The sequence below is a fragment of the Rathayibacter sp. AY1A2 genome (assembly GCF_002930935.1).
Lineage (GTDB): Bacteria > Actinomycetota > Actinomycetes > Actinomycetales > Microbacteriaceae > Rathayibacter.
The window spans coordinates 36,240-60,622 of the sequence record NZ_PSTP01000014.1; the positions used below are offsets into that span (position 1 = coordinate 36,240).

The window sequence follows — 24,383 nt, forward strand, 5'->3', positions numbered from 1 at the left end:
CGCTCGCCCCGGCGCGCCCCTAGGGTGAGGCCATGAACGATCCCGGCGCGGCCCGCCACGACGTCCTCATCATCGGCGGCGGCAACGCCGGACTCTCGACCGCGGGACGGCTGCGGCGCTCCGGAGTGGACGACGTCGCGGTGATCGAGCCCCGGTCGACCCACGTCTACCAGCCGATGCTCTCCCACGTCGCGGGCGGCACCGCACCCGCCTCCGCGGCGACCCGGCCCCAGGGCTCGGTGACGCCGAAGGGGGTCGTCTGGATCCAGGACCGCGTCGAGACGATCGACCCGGTCGCGCACACGGTCACCCTCCTCTCCGGCCGCACCGTCGGCTACGGGCAGCTCGTCGTCTGCCCCGGGATCCAGAAGGACTGGGCCGCGGTCCCCGGGCTCCAGGAGGCGATGGACTCACCGTTCGGAGTGTCCAACTACGAGTACGAGTACGCCCGCAAGGCGTCGCAGGTGCTCCGCGAGGTCCGCTCCGGCACCGTCGTCTTCACGCAGCCCGGCGGCCCCGGCACCTGCTCCGGCGCCTCGCAGAAGCCGATGTACCTCGCCTGCGACTACTGGCGCGCGACCGGCGTCCTCGACCGCATCCGCGTCGTGCTCGTCGTGCCGACCCCCACCCTGTTCGGGATGCCGCTGATCGACTCCGAGCTCGAGCGGAAGGTGGCGGAGTACGGGATCGAGGTCCGCTACGGCCGCGAGCTGGTCGAGGTCGACGCGGCCGAGCGGAGGGTCGTCCTCGCCGTCGACGGGCGCGCGACCGCCCTCCCCGGCCCCGACCGCGCGCGGCGCTCGACCGACGGCCCGCGCGAGACGCTGTCGTACGACGTGCTGCACGCCGTGCCCCCGCAGTCGGCCCCCGACTGGCTGGCCGGCACCGGACTGGCCGCCGAGGGCGACGAGGGCGGCTTCGTCGAGGTCGACCCGCTGACCCTGCGGCACCCGCGGTTCCCCGACGTCTGGGCGCTCGGCGACGCGGCGGCCACGGTCAACTCGAAGTCCGGAGGAGCACTGCGCCAGCAGACCACCACGCTCGCGAAGAACCTCGTCGCCGCGCAGAAGGGCCGCCCGCTCCCCCGCGTCTACAACGGCTACTCCGTCTGCCCCTTCGTGGTCTCGCGGTCGAGCGTGGTGTTCGCCGAGTTCGACGACCGCTACCGCCCGAAGCCGACCGTCCCCTTCTGGACGGGCCTGGCGAAGGAGCGGCGCCTCACCTTCCTCGCCGACCGCCGCGTCCTGCCGTGGGTGTACTGGAATCTGATCCTGCAGGGACGGGCCTGAGCGTCCTCTTCCGGACATGTCCGGAAGAGGCGCTTGCCGCTGCCGGAGGCGCTCCCGAGACTGAGGGGTCGGCACCACCGTCCGACGCGCCCCCTCGTCTCCTGGAGGACCCGATGCGGCCCAGCCCGACTCCCGACCGCTCCGGCACCGCGCGATGACGACCGCGCAGGACTGGGGGCCCTCGACCGACGCGGACTCCGCCGGCGGTCCGCCCGCGTCGCGGAGGCAGCGCGTGCGCGCCTGGATGCGCGGCGGCTCCTTCGGGCCGACCGGCCTCACCCGGCGCGGCTGCCTCCTGGTGCTGGCGTCGGTGCTCGTGGTGGCGGTGCCGGTCGTCGCGCTGACGCTCGCGCATGTCGATCCGCACGCGTCGCTCAAGGTCTGGATCCTGGCGATCACGCTGATCGCGCTGGTCGGAGCGCTGCTCCGGGTCGTCGCCGACGCCGGTCCGGACCCGCAGGCCGACCTCGACCGCGCGGGCAAGGCGGTCGGAGCAGTGGCCGCGGCCTACACGGCGCTGGCCGTGATCATCGACTGGGGGATGCTGCACCTCTGAGGCGCGGTCAGCGGGCCTCGTCGCGCGGGTCGTCCGTGCCGTCGGGAGCGCTGCCGATCACGTCCGGTATGCCGCCGGTGCCGCCCTGCGCGCTCCCGGTCCCGCCCTGCGCCGCTCGCTCGTCCTCGCGCCGGCTGAGCCAGCCCGGGCCCTCGCGCCGCAGCCGCTCCGCCTCCGGACTCGGGACGGGCGGCGCCGCCGGCCGCCGCAGGAGCCGCACCTGCCGGACCGCGCCGAGCACCACTCCGGCGCCGAACAGCGGCAGGCCGAGCAGGAGCACCAGCCACAGCGGCGCGTGCCGGCGTCCGCCGCCGACGACCGCGCCGAGATCCCAGCCCGCGTCCGCCGCCAGCCAGAGCATCCCCGCCACGAAGACGGCGCTCACCAGCGAGAGCGCCCAGGGCTGCGCGAGGAGGAGCGCCTGCGTGCGCTCCGTGCGGAAACCCTTCGCCATGCGCCGATCCTAGGCGGGCGTCAGCCGGCGAGGATCCGGTCGACCAGCCCCTGCGCGTCGCCCTCCGCGGGAACGATCTGCACGGTGTCGCCCTCGATCGGCTGCATCACGGAGAGCGCCGACTCGACCCGGTCGCCCACGCGGAGGAGGAGCCGGGCGTCGGCCCCCTCGTCGATGGCCGCCTGCGAGCCGCGGCGCAGGAGGGCGGCGCCCGCCTCGTCGAACCGGACGTCGACGACTCCCGTGCTCGGATCGGCCTCGACCGCGGCGACGCCCGCGCGGGTGAAGTCCTCGGGATCGACGAGGACGTCCTGCCCGCCGACCGGGACGCACTGCGGATCGGAGCCGGGCTCGCAGAGCGCCGAGACGGCGACCCCGAGGCCGCCGACGGGCTCCGGAGTGGCGGACGGGGACGCCGCGGGCGACGACCCGGCGGAGCAGCCGGTCAGGGCGAGCAGGAGGAGCGCGGCGGCTCCGGGGGCGGTGCGGCGGATCACGGGATCTCCTCGGGTCGCGTCGGAGCGCGCCACGATACCGAGGCTCCGGCGCTGCGGCCACTCGGCGGCACGGCTCGGGCGGAGCGGCTGCGGGCGGAGCGGCCGGTCCGCGGCACGGCGGGGCAGGCGGCGGCGACCCGCCCCTCAGAGGCGGACGACCAGCTTCACCGCCGACACACCCTCGTGCAGCCGGTCGAGGGCGGGCTGCAGCGCGGCGAGCCCCTCACCCACCACCTCGGGCGCCGGGGCGCAGACGTGACGGCCCTCGGCGAGCGCCGCCGGCAGGTGGTCGCGCCACAGCATCGGCCCCACCTCGTTCGTCATCAGCGAGCCGCCCCAGACGAAGCGGGCGCGGATGCCGCGGCGCCGGGCCGCGATCTTCAGCGCCGCGGTGCCGCCGACCACGCGCAGCATCGTCCGCACGAAGGCGGCGCTGACACCGCGTCGGCGCGGGAGCGAGCCGAACGAGACGGAGGGGCTGGCCAGGGCGACCCGTCGCGCTCCGGTGCCCGCGGCCACCGCCACCGACGGGGCACCGGAACCCGTCCCGATCGCGAGCACCCCCGCGACCTCGTGGCCCGCGAGCGCAGCCACCAGGTCGGCGACGACGGAGGGGCTGCGGTAGTCGAGCACGATCTCGGCGCCCAGCTCGCGCATCCGCTCGTGGTTGCGGGGCGACGCGGTCGTCGCCACGCGGTGCCCGGAGGCGACGGCGAGCTGGATCGCGTTGCTCCCCACGCTCGTCGTCCCGCCCCAGACCACGACCGTCCTGCCCGTCGGCCGGACCGGGACGCTCGGGTGCGGCAGGGCGAGGTGGTCCCGCTGGAACAGCGCCGTCGCCGCCGTCGAGACCGCGAGCGGCAGCACCGCCGCCTCCTCGAAGCCCAGCCGGTCGGGGATCGGCGCCGCCAGGTCCTCGCGCACGACCGTGTACTCCTGGAAGGCGCCCTCGTCGCGGTTCCGCCGCCCGCGCTCCATCCCGACCGCGTACGCGACGACCCGGTCGCCGACGGCGAAGCGCGTCACTCCAGGGCCGACCGCCTCGACCACTCCCGCCACGTCCTCCCCGAGCACCGCCGGGTACGGCACCCACCGGAACATCAGATCGCCCGTCCACTGCTTCATCTCGTCGACCGGATTCACGGCCAGGGCGCCGTTGCGTAGCAGGACCTCCCCCGGACCGGGGACGGGCATCGGAGCGGGGCGGACGACGAGGTCGGCCCGCGGGGCGGTCAGCAGGGCGGCGGCGTTCTCGGGCACGGGCGGCTCCAGTCGGAAGTGATGGCAGGACGTGTCGTCACCCTACTCCTGATGACACGTCGTGTCGTCAGCTATCCTGGGCGGATGTCACGCTGGGCCCCCGATGCCGCCCTCCGCCTCGAGCAGGCGGCGATGGAGCTCTTCGCCGAGCACGGCTACGCGGGCACCACCGTCCCCGCGATCGCGGAGCGCGCCGGGCTCACCACCCGCACCTTCTTCCGCCACTTCGCCGACAAGCGCGACGTCCTCTTCCTCCGCGAGCGCGAGTTCCCCGAGATCGTCGGCCGCCTGCTCGCCGGCGCCCCCGCCGGCCTCGCGCCGATGGACCTCGTGATGCACGGCCTCGAGGCAGCCGCCTCGGGCGACCTCCAGACCTGGCGCGCTCAGATTTCCGCCCGCCGCGCCGTCGTGCGCTCCGAGCCGCAGCTGCGCGAGCGCGAGCTCCTGAAGTCGGCCGCCCTCGCCGAGAGCATGCGCGCCGCTCTCGTCGACGCCGGAGTCGCGCCGGGGGACGCGGCCCTCGCCGCCCTCGCGGCCTCCGCCCTCTTCGACCTCGCCCTGGAGCGCTGGCTCGCCGCGCCAGAGGGGTCCCTCCTGGTCGACGTCCTCCGCGCCGAGCGCACACGCCTCGGCGCGCTGCTCGCGCGCTGACCCGCACGACGCTGTCGAGGCGTCGCGAACGGTCGTCCTCCGCGGCGGGAGGCGGCCGTTCGTGACGCTTCGGACCGACGAGCGGGGGACGATCCGCTCAGAGCGCCCAGGGGAAGGCGGGGGCGTTCGAGCGGGCGCCCTGCGCGGCCTTCGAGCGGCCGGGCTCGCCGAGCTCGGCGAGCAGCGCCTCCGACTCGCCGACGAGGACCGCGAGCGCGCCGGGCGTGAACCAGTCGGGGCGCAGGGCGAACAGGAGGTCCTCGGTCGCCGTGTTGCCGCTGGCGCCCGGTGCGAAGGGGCAGCCGCCGAGGCCGCCGAGCGCGCCGTCGACCACCGAGGCCCCGGCCTGCACGGCGGCGATCGCGTTCGCGACGCCCGAGCCCCAGGTGTCGTGCCCGTGGAACACGATCTCGCGAGGCGGGGTCTCCGCCGCCACGCGCGAGACGAGCGACGCCACCTGGCCGGCGTGCGCCTGCCCGAGCGTGTCGCAGACGACCACGTCGGCCGCTCCCTCCGCCCGCGGGTCGCGCGCGATCGCGAGCACGCGCTCCGGGTCGACCGGGCCCTCGAACGGGCAGGTGAACGAGGTGGCGATGCACAGCTGGATCCGCCCGCCGACGCTCTCGGCGAGCGCGACCGCCTCCGGCATCGCGGCCAGGCTCGCCTCGGTCGGCCTGCCGACGTTGGCGAGGTTGTGCGAGTCGGACGCCGAGAAGCAGTACTGGAAGCCGCGCGCCCCCGCGGCGGCCGCACGCTCGACGTGGCGCGGAGTCGCGACCCACACCCAGCACCGCTCCAGCTCCTCGGGAGTGAGCGCGGCGATCACGTCGAGGGTGTCGGCCATCGGAGGGACGAGGTCGCCGCGCGCGAGCGAGCCGATCTCGAGCTCGGGCACTCCCGCGGCGAGCAGCGTGCGCGCGAGGTCGACCTTGCGCTCGGTCGTCAGGAGCTTGCCGGTGAGCTGCAGGCCGTCGCGGAGGGTGACGTCTCGCAGGCGCGCGGAGGCGAGCGCGGTCACCGGCCGGCCTCCTCGGCAGCGGCGGCGGAGGGAGCGGCAGGAGCCCCGCCGGCGGAGGGAGCAGCGGGACCGGTCCGCCGGAGCATCCCCAGCACCTCCTCGGTGTCCTGGCCCAGGTCGGGCGCGAGCGAGCGGATGGGGAGGGAGCGGCCGCCGAGCACCGGCACGATCCCCGGGAAGCCCACGCCGCGCAGAGTGCCGCCGGCGTCCTCGACGTCGAAGGGCTGGATCATGTCGCGCGCCGCGTACTGCTCGCTCGCGCTGATGTCGGCGGCCGTGTAGATCGGGCCGGAGGGGACGCCCTCGTCGTCGAGGACCGCGAGCGCCTCGGCGGCGGTGCGGCCCGCCGTCCACGCGCCGATCGCCGCGTCCAGCTCGTCGCGCCGGGCCCAGCGCTGCTCGTTCGAGGCGAGCGCCGGGTCCTCGCCCAGGTCGGCGCGGCCGATCACCGCCATCAGCCGCTGGAAGATCGCGTCCGCGTTCCCCGCGATCACGATGCTCGCCCCGTCGGCGCAGGTGTAGGCGTTGGTCGGGGCGATGCCCTCCATCCGCCCGCCGACGCGCTCCCGGACGATGCCGTGCGCCTGGAAGTCGGGGATCAGCGACTCCGTCATCGAGAACATCGCCTCGTGCAGCGCCACGTCGACGACCCGCTCCGCCAGCGGTGCCGGATCCAGCCCGGCGGAGCGGCGGGTCTCGCGCTGGAACAGCGCCATCATCACTCCGTAGCCCGCGTACAGCCCGGCGATCGAGTCGCCGATCGAGACGCCGACGCGCACGGGCGGCCGGTCCGGGTCGCCGACCAGCTCGCGGAACCCGCCCATCGCCTCCGCGACCGCCGCGAACCCGGGCCGGGCCGACAGCGGGCCGGTCTGCCCGAACGCGGAGATGCGGCCGATCACGATGCCGGGCCGAGCCTCGTCGAGCACGGCCGGCCCGATCCCCCAGCGCTCGAGCGTGCCGGGCCGGAAGTTCTCGAGCACCACGTCGCACTCGGCGACCAGGCGGCGGACGGCGTCGCGCCCCTCGTCCGTGCGCAGGTCGAGCGCGATCGAGCGCTTGTTGCGGTTGATCGTGTGGAAGAGGAGCGAGGTCTCGGACCCCTCGTGCAGCCGCCAGCGGCGCAGCTCGTCCCCCGTGCCGGGCCGCTCCACCTTGATCACCTCGGCGCCGAAGTCGGCGAGCAGCCGGCCAGCCGTGGGCGCCGCGATGAAGTTGCCGAGCTCGAGGACGCGGACGCCCGCGAGCGGGAGGGGTGCGGTCATGGCACGGCCTTTCGCTCCCGTCGAGGCTAGCGCGGAGGACGGCGCCACCCCCTGCCCTCACGCGGACGCCCGACCTACACTTGCCGGACATCATGCGCAGACACACCCTCACTCCGCGACCGGACTGGCGAGCCCGCTGCGACGAGATCGGCTTCAGCTTCTACGACCTCCCCTCCGAGGGCGGCCGCCCCTACTGGAACGAGTCCGCGGCGTACTCCTTCGAGCCTGCCGAGATCGACCTGCTCGAGCGCACGACCTCGGAGCTGTTCGACCTCTGCATGGAGGCGTGCGAGCTCGTGGTGCGGAAGGGCCGCTTCGCCGAGTTCGGCATCCCGCCCCGCTTCCACGACCTGGTGCGCACCTCGTGGGACGAGGACGACCCCACGGTCTACGGCCGCTTCGACCTCGCCTACGACGGCGCGGGCGCGGTGAAGCTGCTCGAGTTCAACGCCGACACCCCGACCTCGCTGGTCGAGACGGCCGCGGCCCAGTGGCAGTGGCTCGTCGAGACGAAGGGGCCCGACGCCGACCAGTTCAACAGCCTGCACGAGCAGCTCGTCGAGCAGTGGCGCCACCTCCGCCTCGAGCGCTGGAGCCTCGACGAGGGCGCCCGCCTGCACCTCGCGTCGCTGCACGACTCCGGAGACGGCGAGCTGATCGTCGAGGACGCCGACACCGTCGCCTACATGGCCGAGACCGCGGCGCAGGCCGGCTTCGACCCCAAGCTGATCTTCGTCGAGGACATCCGCTACGAGCTCGACGGCGCCGGCTTCCTCGACGGCGACGGCGAGCCGATCCGCCACGTCTTCAAGCTGTACCCGTGGGAGTGGATGCTCGGCGAGCAGTTCGGCGGCCTCCTCCTCGACCGGCGCGAGCGCACCCGCTGGGTCGAGCCGGCGTGGAAGCTCCTGCTCAGCAACAAGCAGCTGCTGGTGGTGCTGTGGGAGATGTTCCGCGGCCACCCGAACCTGCTGCCCGCCTCCGTGCATCCGCTGCCCGGCACCGCGCAGGTGCGCAAGCCGCGCCTGGGCCGGGAGGGCGCGAACGTGACGGTCCTCGACGCCGACGGCTCGGTCGTCGCCGAGAACGGCGGGAGCTACGGCGCCGAGGGCTTCATCCACCAGGAGCGCGCCGAACTGGCCCGGGTCGACGGGAAGACCGTCGTCATCGGCAGCTGGATCGTCGGCGAGACCCCGGCCGGCATCGACGTGCGCGAGACGAGCGGCCTGATCACCGGCGACCTGGCGGAGTTCGTGCCCCACTACATCGAGGGCGGACGGAGCGACGGGGCCGCGACGGACGCGGACGCCGCGTCGGCCGCCTCCCGCCCCGGGCACGCCTCCACCCCCGCCTACGGCGCTCCCGCGCCCGGCACCCCCGCGCCCGAGTACGGCGCCCCCGAGCACGACCGGCCGCAGGACACCCGCGCGGCCCGCCCGCAGGACGAGGAGACCCGATGACGGACGACGACCGCACCCCCGGCGATTCCGGGACGCCGAGCTCCGGGAACGACTGGGGCAGCCGCGAGCCCGAGGCGGGCTCCGGCACGCCGAGCGGCGGCTCGAGCGGCGGCACCGGCCGCGGCGACGGCTCCACCCGCACCGCTCCCCACCGCTCCCGGAGCGTCGGCATCAGCGGCATCGCGAAGAACCGCCGCGGCCTGCTCATCGGCGGCGCGGTCGCGGTCGGCGCGGTCGGCCTCGCCGTGGCTCTCGCGAACGGCGGCCCCTCGACCGACGGCGTCGTCGCCACGGGAGCCGACGGCCAGGACTACGTCATCCCCGAGAACGCCGAGCGCCCCGTCTACGCGAGCCGTGAGGACTGCCTCGCCGACGTGCGGGAGCAGATCGCCCAGCTCCAGGCGCAGGGCGAGGAGGTCGGCGACGACCCCGAGCAGCTGTGCGAGGCGACCGACGAGTACCGCGGGCACTACGCCGGCGGCTTCTGGCTCGGCCCGCTGATCTTCGCGTCCTCGCGCTGGAACTCGACGCGGGCGACCAGCTGGGCGCCCGTCGCGTCCGGCGGCTTCGCGGCCCGCGGAGCGACCCAGCCCGACGTCGTGCAGCGCGCGCCGGCCGGCTCGACCGTCGGCTCGAAGGCGACCCTCTCCGGCGGCTTCGGCTCCTCCGGCAAGTCCGGCTTCGGCTCCACCGTCGGCGGCTGACCGCAGCGCACCTCCGCCCTCGCGCCCGGGACGCGGGGCGAGACATCCGCCTGCCGCCGAGACACCGCTCGCACGCCGGCCGTCTCGACGATCACGGGGACGGCTCGCCGCCGCTCCCTCTCTCAGGAGGAGGGCGTCGCGCTCGGGAAGAAGTGCCGCTCGACGGGATCGCCGTCGGCGTGCGTCAGCGCCGCCGCGCGGATCTCGCGGTCGCGGCCGGTCAGCCGCTGGGTCTCCTGCCGCCGGAACTCGCCCCACGAGGGCACCATGAACGTCTCCAGCTGCACGTCGGCCTCCTCCCCGCTCCGGTAGAGCGCCCAGCGCGAGGCGCCGGTCCGGCGGCGGGAGCTCTCCAGCAGCCGCATGGCCGATCGGAAGTCCGCGAGGGAGTCGGGGCGGACCGTCCACGAGATCTGCACCATCACCGGCCCGTCCGTCGGCTCCGGCTCGAACACCAGCGTGGGCGTGGGCCACGACATCGAGATGCTGCGGTCGACGGTTCCCGTCCCCGGCAGCAGGGGCAGCACCCGCACGCTGGCCGCCACGAGGAGGAGCAGAGCGGCCGCCGCGGCGTACGCGGGCGCGGTGCCGAGCACCTGCGCGGCCAGGCCCCAGCCGATCGAGCCGACCGCCATGGTCCCCATGAAGACCAGGATGTAGATCGAGGCTCCGCGGGACCGCACCCACTGCGGCAGCGTGAGCTGCAGCGCCGCGTTCAGCACGGTGAGGGTGCCGATCCAGGCCAGCCCCGCGAGGACCAGCAGCAGCAGTGCCGGAACGAGGGGCAGGAAGGCCGCCGCGAGCGTCCCCGCCGCGAACAGCACGGCGCTCGCCCCGATGACGACGTCGTCCGAGAGCTTCCGGCGGGCGAGCGGCAGGGCGAACACGCCGAGCACGGCACCGGCCCCGAGGGCCCCGAGGAGGAAGCCGTAGCCGCTGGAGTCGAGCTGGAGGCGCTTCGCGGTGAGCGGCAGCAGCGCCCAGAGCGCACTGGCGGGCAGGGCGAAGAGCGCGGAGCGGAGGAGGATCCGGCGGACGAGGTGCGCGGAGGCGACGTACCGGATCCCTCCCTTCAGCGCGGCGCCGAACTGCTCGCGGTCGTCGAGGCCGGTCTGCGCGGGCCGCTTCCACCAGAGCAGGGCGAGCACGGCGCCGATGAAGCTCAGGGCGTTGATGCCGAAGACCACCGGAGCGCCGAACGCCGAGAGGACCACTCCCGCCAGGGCCGGCCCGACCGCGCGGGCGCCGTTCACCGTCACGCCTCCGAGTGCCGACGACGCCGCGATCAGGTTCCGGGGCACGAGCTCCGGCTGGATCGCCTGCCAGGCGGGCGAGGTCAGGGTGGAGGTGATGCCGAGGAGGAAGGTGAAGGCCAGGATCGTCCACGGCGTCAGCGCGCCGACCGCCGCCACGACCGTCAGAGCGGCCGCCAGCAGCGCGCTGGCCGACGACCCCCAGATGAGCAGCCGCCGCCGGTCGAGCGAGTCGGCCAGCACGCCCGCGGGGAGGGCGACGAGGATCGAGGGCGCCAGGCTCGCCGTCTGCACGAGCGCGACGACCGCCGCGCCCGCGGCCGCCTCGACCAGGTACCACTGGGCTCCGACGGTCTGCATCCAGGTGCCGATGTTGCTGCCCAGCTGGGCGAACCACAGCACGCGGAAGGCGGTGATCGCCATGGGCGCCCAGGCCGACGGCTGCGCCGGCGCGGACGTCTGCGCCGGGGCGGCGGGAGCGGGAGCCGGAGCGACGTCCTCAGTCACGGGGCACGGCCTGCCGCACCGAGAAGAGGTTGCCGAACGGGTCCAGCAGCTGGCACAGCCGCTCCCCCGTGAACACCGTCTTCGGACCGCGGTGGGCGACGGCGCCGTTCGCCGTCCAGTCGGCGACGACGGCGTCGACGTCGGGGACCGTCCAGTACGGGCTCGTGCCGTCGGGTCCGGGCCGGTTCAGCTCGTCCCGCTCGTGCAGCGTCAGGCGGGTGCCGTCCAGGTCGTAGGCCACGAGCGCCCCGCCGCGGACGACGGGCTCGCGCCCGAGCCGCGCCGAGTACCAGGCGATCGCGGCGTCGAGGTCGTCGACGAAGTAGAAGACGTTTCCGACTCCGGCGAACTCCGTCGTCGTCATGCTCGGGCCGGCGGGAGGGCGTCGCGGAGGAAGGCGAGCGAGGGGCCGATGGCCGCCTCCGTGTACCCCTCGGCGTGACGGGTGCCCGGGATCAGCTGCAGCGTGCTGGCGACTCCGACCGCGGAGAGCGCCGCCTGCATGGCCTGCGCGTCGCTCACGGGGACGAACTCGCCGAGCGAGTTGGCCAGGAACACCGGCCCGCCGTCCGGGGAGGCGTGGCGCGTCGTGGAGGCGGCGGTGAGCAGCCCGCGGTCGCCCCCGACCTCGTTGAGGATCGTCCAGCGCAGGAAGGCGTCGTTCCGGCCGGTCTGGTTGATGTCGGCGCTCTTCATGGCGTCGAGGTCCTGCGTCGTCGGCGTGGCCGGGAGGTCGTCGGTCGCCTCGACGATGCCGAGGAGGTCGAACATCCCCGACCAGCTGACGGCGGGCCGACCGGTGGCGATCGCGGCCTCCACGACCAGGTTCCCGCCCGCCGATCCGCCGAAGAACGCCAGTCTGCTCCGGTCGAACGCCCACTCGGACGCGACCGCCCACCGCTCCGCGGCGAGCACGTCGTCCCTGCTGGCCGGGAAGACCGAGTCCGGAGCCTCGCGGTAGTCCGCCGCGAACACGAGGTAGCCGGCGTCGACCAGCATCGTCGCGAGCGCCCGCTCCTTGCTCTTGTCCCCCCGGAACCACCCGCCGCCGTGGATCAGCACGACGGCCGGCCGAGCGGCGTCCTCGGCCGGGGACACCGACCTGCTGTACACGTCCAGCACCTGCGGCGACGACCCCCCTTCGACGTACGGAACCCCGATGCTCACTGACGGCTCGTCCGACACGGTGACCCCCTCCGGTCCAGATTCTCGACTGCAGTCAGACCGTAGGAGCCGGGGGCGGCGCGAGCCAGGCCCTGCCGGGGTCACCCAGGAGGGCGCCCGCAGGCCCGCCTCCCGCGGCTGGGCGGATCGCGACTAGCCTCGGAGGGTGTTCCTGACCGAGCCGTACGGCTTCCGCGACCGCTCCGCCCTCGACGAGCGCCGGGCCCTGCTCGAGGACGAGCCCTCGGTGCAGCCCCTCCGGGCGTTCCGCGAGGAGCTCCTCGCCCGGCGCACCCGCAGGCATCCGGGTGCCGTGGTGCCCGACTTCGACCCGGCCGAGGCCGGCGTCGAGGCGCGCGCGCTCATCGTGCTGGAGGCCCCGGGACCGATGTCGACCGGCCCCGACGGCTCCGGCTTCGTCTCGGTCGACAACGACGACGCGACGGCCGCTTCGACCTGGACCCTCCGCGACGAGGTCGGACTGCACGCCCGCACCCTGGTCTGGAACATCGTGCCGTGGCAGCTCGACGGCGTCCCCGATGCGGACGAGGTGCGGCAGGGCGCGATGGAGCTGCGCCGGCTCCTGCCGCTGCTCCCCGACCTGCGGGTCGTCGTCAACGCCGGGACCGCGCCGACCAGCGGCTGGAAGAAGAACATCGAGCCGTACCTGGTCGACGGCCCGACGGTCATCGACTCGTGGAGCCCCGGCCAGCGGGCGATGAGCCAGCCCCGCAAGCGCGACGAGCTGAAGCGCGCCTTCGAGCGCGCGACGCACCTGGTCGGCTGAGCCCCCGAGGCTCCGAGGCGTCACGAACGGTCGTCATCCGAGCCGGGAGGCGGCCCTTCGCGACGCCTCGACCGCCGGCGGACGGTCCGCTCAGGCTGAGCGGGCGTCCCGCAGCGCGTCGGCCGACTGCTGCGCGGCGCGGCGGACGTCGCGGTCCGGGTCGCGGAGCATGCCCGTCAGGACGGCCTCGACGCTCGCCGCGAACTCGCCCTTCGCGTCGCGACCGGAGGAGATCCCCGCCAGAGCGGCCGCCACGAGAGCGCGCGCTCCTGCCGCGCGGACCCGGGGGTGCTCGTCGGTGGTCAGGCGGGACAGCTTCTTCTGCCCGCCCAGCACGCGCTCGGCGCAGACGCGGGCGCACATCTCGCGGACGCGCCAGGAGGGGTTCGCGAGTCCGGCGGTCACCGCGTCGGCGGCGTCGTCGTCCCAGACGTAGAGGAGCGCGCGGGCACCCCAGAGCTCGGGCCAGTAGAGGGAGGGCGCTCCCTTGAGGATCCCGTCGGCGTGCTCGCCGCCCACGGTGAGGAGGAAGGACTCGCCCTCGTACCCGCCGGTGAGCAGGGCCGCGGATCGCAGAGCGACGTTGCGCTCCCCCTCGCGGGCGACCTGCGCGCGCAGGCGCTCCTCGAGCGGATCGGTGAGGGTGACGGTCGGTTCGTTGTCGCGTGCCATGAGGCTCCCGAGAGTACTCGCCCGCCCCGCGCCTTCGAAGACCCGCAGCGTTCGGCGCCGCGGCGGTCGGCCCTCTCCGTCCTGCGGCGATGGTCCGATCAGCACTCGTGCCACCTGCTGGTCGAGTGGCGCCGCAGGGACCACGGCTGAGGGACGCCTGGTAGATTCGATCCGATCGACCCCCTCCCAAGCCTCTCCGCGATGCTCACGTGGGAGGGGCCTTTTTCTTCGGCACCGAGGTACTGCGATGGCACGGAAACCGAGCCTGTCGTGGAAGCAGCAGGTCCAGCTCCTCCGTGACCGCGGGCTCGGCATCGCCGACGGGGAGGCCTGCACGAGCTACCTGGCCGCGCAGAACCACTACCGCTTCTCCGGGTACGCCCGCTAGTTCCAGCGGGCTCCGCACGACGGGGACGACTCGTTCGCGGACGGAGTCTCGTTCGAGGACGTCCGAGCGGTCTGCGACGCAGATGAAGCGCTGCGGCAGAGCCTGCGTGCTCGACTGGCCCGTGCCGAGATCCTTCTCCGCAGCCGTACGGCTCATGTCATCGCTCGTGAGCACGGCCCGTACGAGTGCTCTCTCGAGAAGAGCTTCTACTCCGAGTCTCCGAACGCGGAGTCGACAGTCGATTCGTGCCTCCGCGACATCGAGCGCAGCAGGGAACGGCATGTCCTCCGCTTCACGGAGCTCCCCGGCGGCAGGGGCGCGGAGCCCCCTCGATCATCGAGGACCGCAGTGAGAGCGACGCGACCGGGACGGTCCCGCCCGCCCCGCGCCACGGCGGATCCGGCAGCGGAACGGACGATGCCCGCCCGCTCAGGAGGCGCCCACCGGGAGGTCGGCCCCGCCTGACTATGCTGGTGCCACCCCCGGCAGCCGAGCCCTCTGAGCCTCGTCCGCGCCGGGGTGGCGCGGCTCACCCGCCCGGGGAGCGGAGGAGGTCCTCTCATGGCCGATCGGCCGAACCTCCGCCATGTCGCGGCGGTCGCGGGCGTCTCGCACATGACCGTGTCGCGCGTGCTCAGCGGGCACCCCAACATCAAGGAGTCGACCCGCCAGAAGGTCCTCGAGGCGGTCGACGAGCTCAACTACAGGCCGAACATCGCCGCCCGCTCCCTCGTCACGCAGCGCACCGACCGCATCGGCGTGATGATCGAGAGCGGCGCCGAGTACGGGCCGTCGAGCACCCTCCGCGCGATCGAGCGCGCCGCCCGCGAGAAGGGGTACTCGATCACCTCCGTCGCGCTGCGGCCGGACCTCGAGATGACCCCCACCGACGCGATCGCCCACCTGATGGGCCTCGGGATCGACGCGCTCTGCGTGATCGCGCCGCGCTCCTCCTCCGTGGCGACCCTCCGCACCGTCGAGATCGGCGTGCCGACGCTCGTGGTGAAGAGCGACAAGGATCCGAGCTTCCTCACCGTCTCGGTCGACCAGCAGGCCGGCATGTTCCAGGCCGTCGACCACCTGGGCAACCTCGGCCACCGCGACGTGCTGCACCTCTCCGGCCCCCTCGACTGGCTCGACGCGCGCGCCCGCGAGCGCGCCTTCCACAGCCGCGCGAAGTCGTGGGGGATGCACGAGCGCCCCATCGTCATCGGCGACTGGACCCCGGACTCCGGGTACGACTTCGCCGCGAGCCTGCAGTCGGTGCCCGACTTCACCGCGATGGTCGTCGCGAACGACGAGATGGCGCTCGGAGTGATCCACGGCCTCGTCGAGCGCGGGATCCGCGTGCCCGAGGACATGAGCATCGTCGGCTTCGACGACCTGCCCACCGCCCGCCACTTCCTCCCGCCGCTGACGACGGTCCGCCAGGACTTCGACAAGCTCGGGACGACGGTCGCCGAGGTGATCCACGCGAGGATCCGCGGCCAGGAGAGCCCGCAGCGCACCCGGATCCCCACGGAGCTGGTGATCCGCTCCTCCACGGCCGCTCCCCGATCGTGACCCTCCTGTTCCCGTCCCGCCGCATGCGCTCGCGTATCATCGGCGGCAGCCCCTGGCACGCCGGACCCTGACGGCGCGCCGCACACGAACCGAGGACGGCACGTGGCGATCTCATCGAGGACGACCCGGAGCTCCGCGGCACCCGTCGTCGAGATGACCGGCATCCGCGTCTCCTTCGCCTCCGGACCCGCTCTGAAGGACGGGAACCTGCGGCTGGTGCCGGGCGAGATCCACGGGCTGATGGGCGAGAACGGCGCGGGCAAGTCCACGCTGATCAAGACGCTCACCGGCATCCACCAGCCCGACGCGGGCGAGATCCTCGTCGACGGCGTCGCCCGGCGCTTCAGCGGCCCGGCGGAGGCGAAGGCAGCGGGCATCACGGCCGTGTTCCAGGACGAGCGCCTCACCGACAACCTCAGCATCGGCGAGAACGTGATGCTCGGCCACGAGGTCCGCGGCCGCTTCGGCATCTCCTGGTCGCGCACCCACCACCGCGCGGCCGAGATGCTCGCCGAGCTGGGCCTGGAGGACCTCGATCCGCACCTGCCGCTGCGCTCGCTCTCGCCGGCGATCCGCCAGCTGGTCGCGATCAGCCGCGCGATGGTCGACCGTCCGCGCGTGCTCGTGCTCGACGAGCCCACCTCCAGCCTCGACCTCAGCGACGTGGCCCGCCTCTTCACGGTGCTGCGGAGGCTGCGCGACCAGGGCGTCGCGATCCTGTTCGTCTCGCACTTCCTCGAGCAGGTCCTCACCCTCAGCGACCGGCTGACGGTGCTCCGCGACGGCGGCACCGTCGGCGAGTACCCGGCGCACACCATGGACCGCGCGGAGCTGATCGCGAAGATGATCGGCAAGGACATCGACGCGCTGCGGCAGATCGGCTCCGACCGCCGCGAGCACCGCCGCCAGCCGGTCGGCCCGGCGATCTACCGCGCGCACGGGATCGGCCGCCGCGGCGCCGTGGGCCCGACCGATCTGGAGCTGCACCGCGGCGAGATCGTGGGCTTCGCGGGCCTGCGCGGCTCGGGGCGCACCGAGCTGGCGTCGCTGGTGAGCGGGGTCGAGAAGCCGGACACCGGCGAGGTGCTGATCGACGGCCAGCCCGCGCACATCTCCGACCCGGTGTCGGGCCTGCGCCACCGCATCGCCCACTCGAGCGAGAACCGCCGCGAGGACGGGATCATCGGCGACCTCTCCCTCCGCGAGAACCTCGTGCTGGGCCTGCAGGCTCTGCGCGGCTGGGCGCACCCGCTCTCGGCCGCCGAGACCGACACCCTGGTGCGCACCTACGTCGAGGCGCTGAACATCTCGCCGGCCGACCCGGACATCCCGGTGAAGTACCTCTCCGGAGGCAACCAGCAGAAGGTGGTCCTCGCGCGGTGGCTCGCGACCCGTCCGCGGCTGCTCGTGCTCGACGAGCCGGCGCGCGGGATCGACGTGGCATCGAAGGTCGAGATCCAGGCGCACATCGCGCAGCTCGCGAAGGAGGGGGTGACCGTCGTCTACATCTCGTCCGAGCTGGAGGAGGTGGTGCGCCTCAGCGACCGCATCGTCGTCTTCAAGGACCGCGAGAAGATCGGCGAGGTCAGCAACGGCCCCTGGCTCACCGTCGACACGATCGTCGAGATGATCGCCGCCGACCGCGACGACGACCTCGACGACGACGACTGACCTCCCCCGCCGGCCGAGCGGCCGCACCGTCCACCGGGTCTCGATGAGCCGTCCGGGCTGCTCGACCGCCAGGACCTCGGCGCGCCGGCGGGTCCCGCTCGGGCGCCGGGCCTGCGAGGATCCGGGGGTGGACGATCAGCGACCGGACGAGCTCGCGGAGCTGCAGCGGCGCGCCTACGGCCGAGGCTCCGACATCGAGCGGGACCCCGGCGCGCTCGCCCGGCTCTCCGCGCTCGAGGCCCGCGTCCGTCCCGCCCTCGGCACCGCACTGCCGGGCGCGGTGGTTCCCGCGGACTCCGGGGACGCGGCGCCGGAGGACGCGGCACCTCTCGCGGACGCCTCCGCCGACGAGGCGTCCGACCCCCTCGGCCACGTCCCGCCCCGCCGCTCCCGTCGGTGCGGCCTCCTCCTCCTCGCCGCGCTGGCCGCGACGGCCGCCGTCGCCGCGGGGGCCACCCGCCTCGCCACCGCCGAGGACGGACAGCCCGGCCGCGAGGTCGCCGTGCTGCCGCTGTCGAACGGCACCGACCTCCCCGGCTGGGAGGGACTGGGGTTCGACGGATCGGTCACCACCGAGGACTTCGGCGGGCTCACCGTCGTGCGGCAGAGCCTGCCCGCCGACACGGGGCTCACCGTCGTCCGGCAGCGCCGCTCCTCGAGCGCCGGCTCGTGCCTCTCCATCGTGCGGACCGCCGAGCCACAGGACGGCCTGTTCTTCCAGGGCTGCACGGCCGGAGCGTTCCCCGCGGTCGCGCAGTTCACCGTGACGTCGGCGGCGCCGGAGGCCCTGCGCGAGCGGTTCCCGATCGGCACGTCCCTGCGGTTCGCCCTCGAGGGCGACGAGATCCGCGTCCGATCCGACGCACCCTGACCACTCAGATCCCCGTCCGTCCGTGCGGATCGCCCACCTTCTTCGACTCGCTCGACCCGCGCTCGCGCAGGAACACGGCGAGCGCCGCCATGCTGCCCACCGCGAGGAACTCCGACTGCCAGTTCTGGAGCGTCCGGTTCCAGAAGTCGGCGGAGGAGACGTAGCCGAGCCAGTCGACGGGCGCCTCCAGGCTCGTCAGCTGCTCCTCGTTGTAGGCCACGACGCCCGTCACCGACTGCGCCGCCCAGGACAGCAGGAACACCGCCCCCATCACCAGCAGCAGCGAGTGCGAGAACAGCGCCTGCCGCAGGCCGCCGGCGGACGCCGAGGGCGGCGAGTCGTCCTCCGCGGACGCCCCCCGCCTTCTGCTGCTCGTCGGTCTCGAGGCCCTCCTCGCCCACCCGCTTCGACTCGGGCGAGCCGCGCTGCACGAGCCAGACGGTCGCGCCGATGTAGAGGAAGAACTGGAGGTACTCCGACTGCCAGTTCTCGGCGACGTCGATCGCGAAGTCGGAGGAGGTGACGAAGCGCCAGTAGCCGACCTCCCGCAGCCCCTCCGCGACCTGGGTGTCGTTGTACGCGGCGAGCCCGGCGAACGACTGCCCGAGGAGAGCGAGCAGGAAGATCGCGAGGAAGAACAGCGAGAGTCCGTTCTGGCGCAGGAAGCGGCGCATCCGGCTCACCTCCCGAGGATCCCGACGGCGAAGAACCCGATCAGGCCGAGCACGATCACGGCGTAGTACAGGGCGGAGGCAGTGCGCACGTCAGCTCCCGTCCAGGACGCAGTCGAAGGGCGCGTCCGCCACCGGCGCGCAGCCGGCCGCGCGCACCAGCCAGCCGTCGTCGCCCGGAGTGAGGAACACCACGGTGCCGCCGGAGCGCACGATCGCCGCCCGGCCGTAGACCTCGGCGTCCCCTGCTCCGTCTTCCGCGATCCCGAGCTCCAGCACGCCGCCGGGGCAGTCGCCCTCCCGGTCCTCCACGGCCTCGCGGGCGGAGCCGGTGAGCAGCGCGCACGCCGCGCGGCCGTCGCCGTCGGCGAGCGCGGAGAGGAAGGCGTCGGCCGCGCGGCGGGCCGCCGTGCCGTCCGCGGAGCATCCGCAGAGCGCGAGCACGAGAGCCGCCGTCGCGGCCGTCGCGGGGACGGAGCGCGATCGAGGGAGCATCATGGCCAGGGAAGCTACTCCCGGGCCCGACCACCGGGCAGAGGGTTGCCATCGGGCCCTGCGGGCCCCGCGACCGGATCGTTACCGAAGCGCACCGCCGTGCTGTTGCGTCACAAGAATTGTTCACGGTAACATTTCGTCGTGGCGCTGCTTCGGCCGGCGCCCACTGCACATCCTGCACTCACCGCACCTCGGGCCGCTAGGCCCGCATTCGAGGCCCTTCGGGGTCCACCATCTCGGGCACTCTCTTCGTGCCCGCGATCTCAAGGAGGAGATCTATGTCCAAGACGAGGCGTATCGGCCAGTTCCTGGGTTTCGCAGCAGTCGGCGCACTCGCGTTCGGACTCGCGGGCTGCTCGGGCGGTTCCGGCACCGATTCGGGCTCCGGCTCGAGCGGTGACCTCACCACCGTCGGCTTCGTGGCCGTCGGCCCCGAGGGCGCGTGGCGCCAGGCGAACGAGACCAACATCGAGGACACGTTCACCAAGGACGCCGGCTTCGACCTGAAGTACGCACCCGCCACCAACGGAGACCAGAAGTCGCAGATCGACTCCTTCACCTCCTTCGTGGACGAGGGCGTCGACATCATCCTGCTCTCCGCCACGGAGGGCTCCGGCTGGGAGGACTCGCTCGAGCGCGCCCAGGAGGCCGAGATCCCGGTCATCCTGATCGACCGCGGCATCGAGCCGGACAACACCGACCTCTACGTGACCCGCATCGCGCCGGACAACATCGCGGTCAGCACCTCGGTCGCCGACTGGGCCAAGACCACCTTCCCGAGCGGCGCGAAGTACTTCACGCTCGAGGGCCCCGCGGGCGTCTCGGTCGTCAACGAGCGCAACGAAGGCTGGGACGAGGTCATCGGCGCCGACTCGAAGTTCACCAAGATCGGCGCGCAGACCGCGAACTGGTCCACCGAAGAGGCCAAGAGCGTCTTCGAGACCGTCCTGAAGTCGAACAACAACGACGTCCAGCTGGTCTTCGCACAGAACGACGAGATGGGCCTCGGCGCTGTCCAGGCCGTCCAGGAGGCCGGCCTCACCCCCGGCACCGACGTCAAGATCGCCACGATCGACGGCACCAAGAACGCCCTGCAGGCGCTGGCCGACGGCGAGCTGAGCTTCGTCGCCGAGTACAACCCGCTGTTCGGCGAGACCGCCCTCGACGCGGTCGAGAAGACCCTGGCCGGCGAGAAGGTCGAGTCCTCGATCGTCGTCCCGAGCGAGACCTTCGACTCGCCCGAGGCCGCCACCACCGCGCTGCCCGACCGCAAGTTCTAGTCGCTCAGCACCACCGGTCGCCCGGCGTCCTCCTCGACGCGGCACCACTCCCCCGGAGCGACCGGGGCCGGCCCACCCGCCGGCCCCGGTCGCTCCGACCCTTCGGCGCACCTGTTCGGCTGCGCCCCGCTCGAGAACGGAACGACGCGACATGACAGGTTCGCCTCCGATCGTCGAGATGAAGAACATCTCGATCAGCTTCCCCGGCGTGAAAGCCCTCGACGGCGTCGACTTCCGCCTGTTCCCGGGCGAGGTCCACACCCTCATGGGTGAGAACGGCGCCGGCAAGTCCACGCTCATCAAGGCCCTCACCGGCGTCTACCGCATCGACAGCGGAGACATCGTGATCGACGGGGAGACCCGTCGCCTGACCGGCACCGCCGACTCGCAGGCCGCGGGCATCTCCACCGTGTACCAGGAGGTCAACCTGGTCACGAACCTCTCCATCGGAGAGAACGTGATGCTCGGCTACGAGGTCCGCGGACCCTTCGGCATCAACTGGAAGGCCACGCACCAGGCCGCGAAGGTCGCGCTCGAGAAGCTCGGCCTCGGCCACCTCAACACGCGCCAGTCGCTCGCCTCGCTCTCGATCGCGATGCAGCAGCTGGTCGCGATCAGCCGCTCGACGGTGAGCGACTCCAAGGTGCTCATCCTCGACGAGCCGACCTCGAGCCTGGACGCGAACGAGGTCGAGAACCTCTTCGTCGTCATCCGCCGCCTCCGTGCGGAGGGCGTCGCGATCCTCTTCGTCTCGCACTTCCTCGACCAGGTCTACGCGATCAGCGACCGCCTGACGGTGTTGCGCAACGGCACCTTCGTCGGCGAGTACCTGACCCACGAGCTCGACCGCACCTCGCTGATCTCGAAGATGATCGGCAAGGACATCGCGGCGCTGCGCTCCCTCGACTCCGAGCGCGAGAGCCAGGACCACCTCTACCGCGACGCCCCGCTCTACACCGCGAAGGGCATCGGCAAGAAGGGCTCCATCGAGAGCACCGACCTGACGCTGCACCGCGGCGAGGTCGTCGGCTTCGCCGGGCTCCTCGGCTCCGGCCGCACCGAGCTCGCGCGCCTGATCTACGGCGTCGACAAGCCCGACACCGGCGAGATCACGATGCACGGCAAGAAGATCGACGTCCCGACGCCGACCGCCGGCCTCGCCCACAAGATCGCGTTCTCGAGCGAGAACCGCCGCGACGAGGGCATCATCCGCGACCTCTCGGTCCGCGAGAACCTCATCCTCGGCGTGCAGGCCAAGCGCGGCTGGGCCCGCCCCCTCTCCAAGAAGGAGAAGGACGAGATCGTCGGCAAGTACCTCGTCGAGCTCAACGTGCGCCCGGCCGACCCCGACCGCCCGATCAGCAAGCTCTCCGGCGGCAACCAGCAGAAGGTCCTCCTCGGCCGCTGGCTCGCCACCGCCCCCGAGATCCTCATCCTCGACGAGCCGACCCGCGGCATCGACGTCGGAGCGAAGGCCGAGATCCAGGAGAAGGTCGTCGCCCTCGCCGGCGAGGGCGTCGCCGTGGTCTTCATCTCGTCCGAGCTCGACGAGGTCGTCCGCCTCAGCGACCGCATCATCGTCCTGAAGGACCACCGCGTGATCGCGGAGATCCTCAACGGTCCCGCTGTCACTGCGGAGTCGATCGTCACTACCATCGCCGCAGAGGGAGTCGTCGACGAGGACGTCGTCGTCCTCGAGAGCGCCACGCAGGAGGCCGCATCATGAGCAGCGACACCCGACCCGCCCGGGGATCCGTCCTCGGCGGGATCATCCGCCGCCAGTACTTCTGGGGAGTCGTGGCGATCGCCCTGCTCCTCCTCGTCAACGTCGTCAAGGACCCGGGCTACCTGGCCGTCTCGGTCAGCCCCACCACCGGCTACCTCGTCGGCAACGTCATCGACATCGCCCGCGCCGCCGCTCCGATCCTGATGATCGCCGTCGGCATGTGCCTGGTCGTCGCGACCGGGGGCATCGACCTCTCGGTCGGCTCGATCATGGTCGTCGCCGGTGCCGTCTCGATGGAGTTCCTCAACTCCGCGGGAGCGCCCGACTCGCTCGGCGCGGCAGCGGGAGCCTTCGCGGTCGCCCTCCTGGTGGCCGCCGTGCTCGGAGCCGTGAACGGCGTCCTCGTCTCGGTGGTGGGCCTCCAGCCCTTCATCAGCACGCTGGTCGTGATGCTCGCGGGCCGCGGCCTGGCGAAGGTCATCACCGGCGGCCAGAACACCGCCGCCACCAACGAGCCCTTCCGCTGGCTCGCGAACGGGTACGTCTTCGGGCTCCCGGTCGTGTTCCTCCTCGCCATCGCCATCGTCGTGGTCGTCGGAGTCCTGGTGCGCCGCAGCGCCCTCGGCCTGATGATCGAGGCCATCGGCATGGACCCGAAGGCGGCCCGCCTCGCGGGCATCAACCGCCGGGGCCTGCTGATGACCGCCTACATCGGCAGCGGCATCCTCGCCGGAGTCGCGGGCGTGTTCGCCACGGCGAGCGTGATGACGGTCGACGTCTCGCGCACCGGCTACCAGCTCGAGCTCGACGCGATCCTCGCGGTCGTCATCGGCGGCACCTCGCTCGCCGGCGGCAAGTTCAACATCACCGGTGCCGCCGTGGGCGCGATCCTGATCGCCACCCTCGACAAGACCGTCGTGTTCCTCGGAGTCTCGTCCTCCGCGACGCCCGCCTTCAAGGCGATCGTCATCGTCGCGCTCTGCCTCCTGCAGTCCGAGCGCGTCCGCTCCGCCTTCAAGTCCCGTCGCGAGGCGCGCCGCAGCGTCCCGCAGAAAGAGGCGATCCCCGCATGAGTGCCGTGATGACCCGCTCCGCCCCTCCGGCGAGCACCAAGCGCACCTCCGGGGCGCGCGGCTGGCTGAGCCAGCACCTGGACAAGCTGCCCACCCTGGCCGCGCTGATCATCTTCTTCGGGATGATCATCTACGGCGAGGCCGCCTACGGCCGGATCCTGCAGGCGAGCACGATCTCGAACCTGCTGGTCAACAACGCGCACCTGATCATCCTCGCCGTGGGCCTCACCTTCGTGATCCTCACCGGCGGCATCGACCTCTCGGTCGGCGCGGTGATCGCGTTCAGCAGCGTGAGCGGCGTGCTCCTGATCAACGCCGGCTGGAACCCCTGGCTCGTGATGGTCCTGATGGTCGTGATCGGCGCCCTGTTCGGCGTGATCTCCGGCGTCCTGATCCAGTACTTCAACGTGCAGCCGTTCATCGCGACGCTCGCGATGATGTTCCTGGCCCGCGGTCTCGCCTCCATGCTGAGCACCGTCCCGGAGCGCCTCCCCGAGGACTCGGCCGTGCTGAGCCTGGCCACGCCGATCAAGCTGATCGACGGCCCGAAGGTCAACGACTTCGTCATCAGCCCCGGCGTGATCATCGCGATCCTCGTCGTGGCCGGCGCGTTCTTCGTGCTGCACCGCACCCGCCTCGGCCGCACGGTCTACGCGATGGGCGGCTCCGAGCAGTCGGCGGCCCTGATGGGCCTCCCGGTCGTGCGGACCAAGCTGTTCATCTACATCATCAGCGGCACGCTCGCCGGTCTCGCCGGTGTGGTCTACACCGCCCGCCTCGGCAGCGCGCAGAACATCACCGGCACCGGCTGGGAGCTCGACGCCATCGCGGCGACCGTCATCGGCGGCACGCTGCTCACCGGCGGCGTCGGCTTCGTGCTCGGCTCGGTGGTCGGCGCCCTGGTGCTCGGACTGATGAACGTCCTGATCACCCGCGACGGCGGCATCCCGCCGGAGGCGACCACGATCATCACCGGAGGCATCCTCCTGGTCTTCGTCCTCCTCCAGCGCGCCGTCATGGCCCGCAGCAAGACCTGACCGGGCTCCCGCCCGATCTCCCCCGGCGCCCCCTCGTCCCTCCGCGGACGAGGGGGCGCCGTCGTGTCCGA

25 protein-coding genes and 2 pseudogenes are annotated in these 24,383 nt (G+C 73.0%); 15 read left to right on the forward strand and 12 right to left on the reverse strand.

Annotated features, from left to right (window positions below):
* Window positions 1–32 precede the first annotated feature (32 nt).
* Together C5B93_RS12110 and C5B93_RS12115 are read left to right on the forward strand one after the other, a co-directional pair.
* On the forward strand, window positions 33–1,289 hold the full coding sequence (locus C5B93_RS12110) for an NAD(P)/FAD-dependent oxidoreductase (protein ID WP_104292572.1): 1,257 nt from the start codon (window positions 33–35) through the stop codon (window positions 1,287–1,289).
* Window positions 1,290–1,443: 154 nt separating this feature from the next.
* Window positions 1,444–1,845: a hypothetical protein gene (locus tag C5B93_RS12115; protein WP_104226999.1), complete on the forward strand. Its 402-nt coding sequence runs from the start codon at window positions 1,444–1,446 to the stop codon at window positions 1,843–1,845.
* Window positions 1,846–1,852: 7 nt separating this feature from the next.
* Here the strand turns inward: C5B93_RS12115 and C5B93_RS12120 are convergent, their stop codons facing one another.
* From C5B93_RS12120 to C5B93_RS12130, 3 genes are all read right to left on the reverse strand, one after another.
* The gene (locus C5B93_RS12120; RefSeq protein WP_104234351.1) at window positions 1,853–2,299 is read right to left on the reverse strand and encodes a hypothetical protein; all 447 of its coding nucleotides are present in this window, start codon (window positions 2,297–2,299) and stop codon (window positions 1,853–1,855) included.
* 20 nt (window positions 2,300–2,319) lie between these two features.
* Window positions 2,320–2,796, reverse strand: a complete 477-nt coding sequence (locus tag C5B93_RS12125) for a hypothetical protein (protein ID WP_104234350.1) — start codon at window positions 2,794–2,796, stop codon at window positions 2,320–2,322.
* A gap of 144 nt (window positions 2,797–2,940) precedes the next feature.
* Window positions 2,941–4,056: a zinc-binding alcohol dehydrogenase family protein gene (locus C5B93_RS12130; RefSeq protein WP_104257738.1), complete on the reverse strand. Its 1,116-nt coding sequence runs from the start codon at window positions 4,054–4,056 to the stop codon at window positions 2,941–2,943.
* Between the two features lie 84 nt (window positions 4,057–4,140).
* Here C5B93_RS12130 and C5B93_RS12135 point away from each other — a divergent pair, with 84 nt between their 5' ends.
* Window positions 4,141–4,707: a TetR/AcrR family transcriptional regulator gene (locus C5B93_RS12135; RefSeq protein ID WP_181068389.1), complete on the forward strand. Its 567-nt coding sequence runs from the start codon at window positions 4,141–4,143 to the stop codon at window positions 4,705–4,707.
* A gap of 97 nt (window positions 4,708–4,804) precedes the next feature.
* Here C5B93_RS12135 and C5B93_RS12140 read toward each other — a convergent pair whose 3' ends face one another.
* Both C5B93_RS12140 and C5B93_RS12145 read right to left on the reverse strand, forming a co-directional pair.
* Window positions 4,805–5,725: a hydroxymethylglutaryl-CoA lyase gene (locus C5B93_RS12140; RefSeq protein WP_181068390.1), complete on the reverse strand. Its 921-nt coding sequence runs from the start codon at window positions 5,723–5,725 to the stop codon at window positions 4,805–4,807.
* Complete coding sequence (locus tag C5B93_RS12145) at window positions 5,722–6,990, reverse strand: CaiB/BaiF CoA-transferase family protein (protein WP_104292573.1); 1,269 nt, start codon at window positions 6,988–6,990, stop codon at window positions 5,722–5,724. Before C5B93_RS12145 ends, C5B93_RS12140 begins: the two co-directional genes overlap by 4 nt.
* 92 nt (window positions 6,991–7,082) lie before the next feature.
* On the opposite strand from C5B93_RS12145, the gene C5B93_RS12150 reads away from it, so the two are divergent.
* Window positions 7,083–8,450: a glutathionylspermidine synthase family protein gene (locus C5B93_RS12150; RefSeq protein WP_104292574.1), complete on the forward strand. Its 1,368-nt coding sequence runs from the start codon at window positions 7,083–7,085 to the stop codon at window positions 8,448–8,450.
* On the forward strand, window positions 8,447–9,154 hold the full coding sequence (locus C5B93_RS12155) for a hypothetical protein (RefSeq protein WP_104292575.1): 708 nt from the start codon (window positions 8,447–8,449) through the stop codon (window positions 9,152–9,154). Before C5B93_RS12150 ends, C5B93_RS12155 begins: the two co-directional genes overlap by 4 nt.
* 122 nt (window positions 9,155–9,276) lie before the next feature.
* Here the strand turns inward: C5B93_RS12155 and C5B93_RS12160 are convergent, their stop codons facing one another.
* Genes C5B93_RS12160 through C5B93_RS12170 form a run of 3 tightly spaced genes read right to left on the reverse strand, consistent with a single transcriptional unit; the run spans window position 9,277 to window position 12,012 of the window.
* Window positions 9,277–10,914 (reverse strand): MFS transporter, encoded by a 1,638-nt coding sequence (locus C5B93_RS12160; protein WP_244229506.1) that lies wholly within the window; start codon window positions 10,912–10,914, stop codon window positions 9,277–9,279.
* Window positions 10,907–11,278 (reverse strand): VOC family protein, encoded by a 372-nt coding sequence (locus C5B93_RS12165; protein ID WP_104250023.1) that lies wholly within the window; start codon window positions 11,276–11,278, stop codon window positions 10,907–10,909. The genes C5B93_RS12160 and C5B93_RS12165 overlap by 8 nt, the downstream gene beginning before the upstream one ends.
* Entirely contained in the window at window positions 11,275–12,012 is a 738-nt protein-coding gene (locus C5B93_RS12170; RefSeq protein WP_159940689.1) for an alpha/beta hydrolase, read from the reverse strand. Before C5B93_RS12170 ends, C5B93_RS12165 begins: the two co-directional genes overlap by 4 nt.
* A 232-nt stretch (window positions 12,013–12,244) precedes the next feature.
* On the opposite strand from C5B93_RS12170, the gene C5B93_RS12175 reads away from it, so the two are divergent.
* Complete coding sequence (locus C5B93_RS12175) at window positions 12,245–12,865, forward strand: hypothetical protein (protein WP_104261075.1); 621 nt, start codon at window positions 12,245–12,247, stop codon at window positions 12,863–12,865.
* Between the two features lie 90 nt (window positions 12,866–12,955).
* On the opposite strand, the gene C5B93_RS12180 is transcribed toward C5B93_RS12175, so the two are convergent.
* Window positions 12,956–13,537: a HEAT repeat domain-containing protein gene (locus C5B93_RS12180; protein ID WP_244230570.1), complete on the reverse strand. Its 582-nt coding sequence runs from the start codon at window positions 13,535–13,537 to the stop codon at window positions 12,956–12,958.
* 247 nt (window positions 13,538–13,784) lie between these two features.
* On the opposite strand from C5B93_RS12180, the gene C5B93_RS17300 reads away from it, so the two are divergent.
* The 5 genes and pseudogenes from C5B93_RS17300 (at window position 13,785) to C5B93_RS12200 (ending at window position 18,030) form a co-directional block, all read left to right on the forward strand.
* Entirely contained in the window at window positions 13,785–13,925 is a 141-nt protein-coding gene (locus C5B93_RS17300) for a hypothetical protein (protein ID WP_181068391.1), read from the forward strand.
* Between the two features lie 30 nt (window positions 13,926–13,955).
* Window positions 13,956–14,390, forward strand: a pseudogene (locus C5B93_RS17895) (Abi family protein); the annotation flags it as partial.
* Between the two features lie 96 nt (window positions 14,391–14,486).
* Entirely contained in the window at window positions 14,487–15,488 is a 1,002-nt protein-coding gene (locus C5B93_RS12190) for a LacI family DNA-binding transcriptional regulator (RefSeq protein ID WP_104257732.1), read from the forward strand.
* A gap of 153 nt (window positions 15,489–15,641) precedes the next feature.
* The gene (locus C5B93_RS12195) at window positions 15,642–17,159 is read left to right on the forward strand and encodes a sugar ABC transporter ATP-binding protein (protein ID WP_104227030.1); all 1,518 of its coding nucleotides are present in this window, start codon (window positions 15,642–15,644) and stop codon (window positions 17,157–17,159) included.
* Window positions 17,160–17,286: 127 nt separating this feature from the next.
* The gene (locus C5B93_RS12200; protein WP_104257731.1) at window positions 17,287–18,030 is read left to right on the forward strand and encodes a hypothetical protein; all 744 of its coding nucleotides are present in this window, start codon (window positions 17,287–17,289) and stop codon (window positions 18,028–18,030) included.
* 4 nt (window positions 18,031–18,034) lie between these two features.
* Here the strand turns inward: C5B93_RS12200 and C5B93_RS17820 are convergent, their stop codons facing one another.
* The 3 genes and pseudogenes from C5B93_RS17820 to C5B93_RS12210 form a co-directional block, all read right to left on the reverse strand.
* Window positions 18,035–18,340 (reverse strand): DUF6766 family protein, encoded by a 306-nt coding sequence (locus C5B93_RS17820; protein WP_374953147.1) that lies wholly within the window; start codon window positions 18,338–18,340, stop codon window positions 18,035–18,037.
* Window positions 18,341–18,449: 109 nt separating this feature from the next.
* Window positions 18,450–18,704: pseudogene (locus tag C5B93_RS17825) on the reverse strand (DUF6766 family protein); the annotation flags it as partial.
* Between the two features lie 90 nt (window positions 18,705–18,794).
* Window positions 18,795–19,199, reverse strand: a complete 405-nt coding sequence (locus tag C5B93_RS12210; RefSeq protein ID WP_104257729.1) for a hypothetical protein — start codon at window positions 19,197–19,199, stop codon at window positions 18,795–18,797.
* A 275-nt stretch (window positions 19,200–19,474) separates the two neighbouring features.
* On the opposite strand from C5B93_RS12210, the gene C5B93_RS12215 reads away from it, so the two are divergent.
* From C5B93_RS12215 to C5B93_RS12230, 4 genes are all read left to right on the forward strand, one after another.
* Window positions 19,475–20,476 carry an ABC transporter substrate-binding protein gene (locus C5B93_RS12215; RefSeq protein ID WP_104257728.1) on the forward strand — a complete coding sequence of 334 codons (1,002 nt, stop codon included), beginning with the start codon at window positions 19,475–19,477 and terminating at the stop codon, window positions 20,474–20,476.
* A 151-nt stretch (window positions 20,477–20,627) separates the two neighbouring features.
* Entirely contained in the window at window positions 20,628–22,202 is a 1,575-nt protein-coding gene (locus tag C5B93_RS12220; protein WP_104222393.1) for a sugar ABC transporter ATP-binding protein, read from the forward strand.
* Window positions 22,199–23,275 carry an ABC transporter permease gene (locus C5B93_RS12225; RefSeq protein ID WP_104238658.1) on the forward strand — a complete coding sequence of 359 codons (1,077 nt, stop codon included), beginning with the start codon at window positions 22,199–22,201 and terminating at the stop codon, window positions 23,273–23,275. The genes C5B93_RS12220 and C5B93_RS12225 overlap by 4 nt, the downstream gene beginning before the upstream one ends.
* Entirely contained in the window at window positions 23,272–24,312 is a 1,041-nt protein-coding gene (locus C5B93_RS12230; RefSeq protein ID WP_104292576.1) for a sugar ABC transporter permease, read from the forward strand. The genes C5B93_RS12225 and C5B93_RS12230 overlap by 4 nt, the downstream gene beginning before the upstream one ends.
* Window positions 24,313–24,383: the final 71 nt, after the last annotated feature.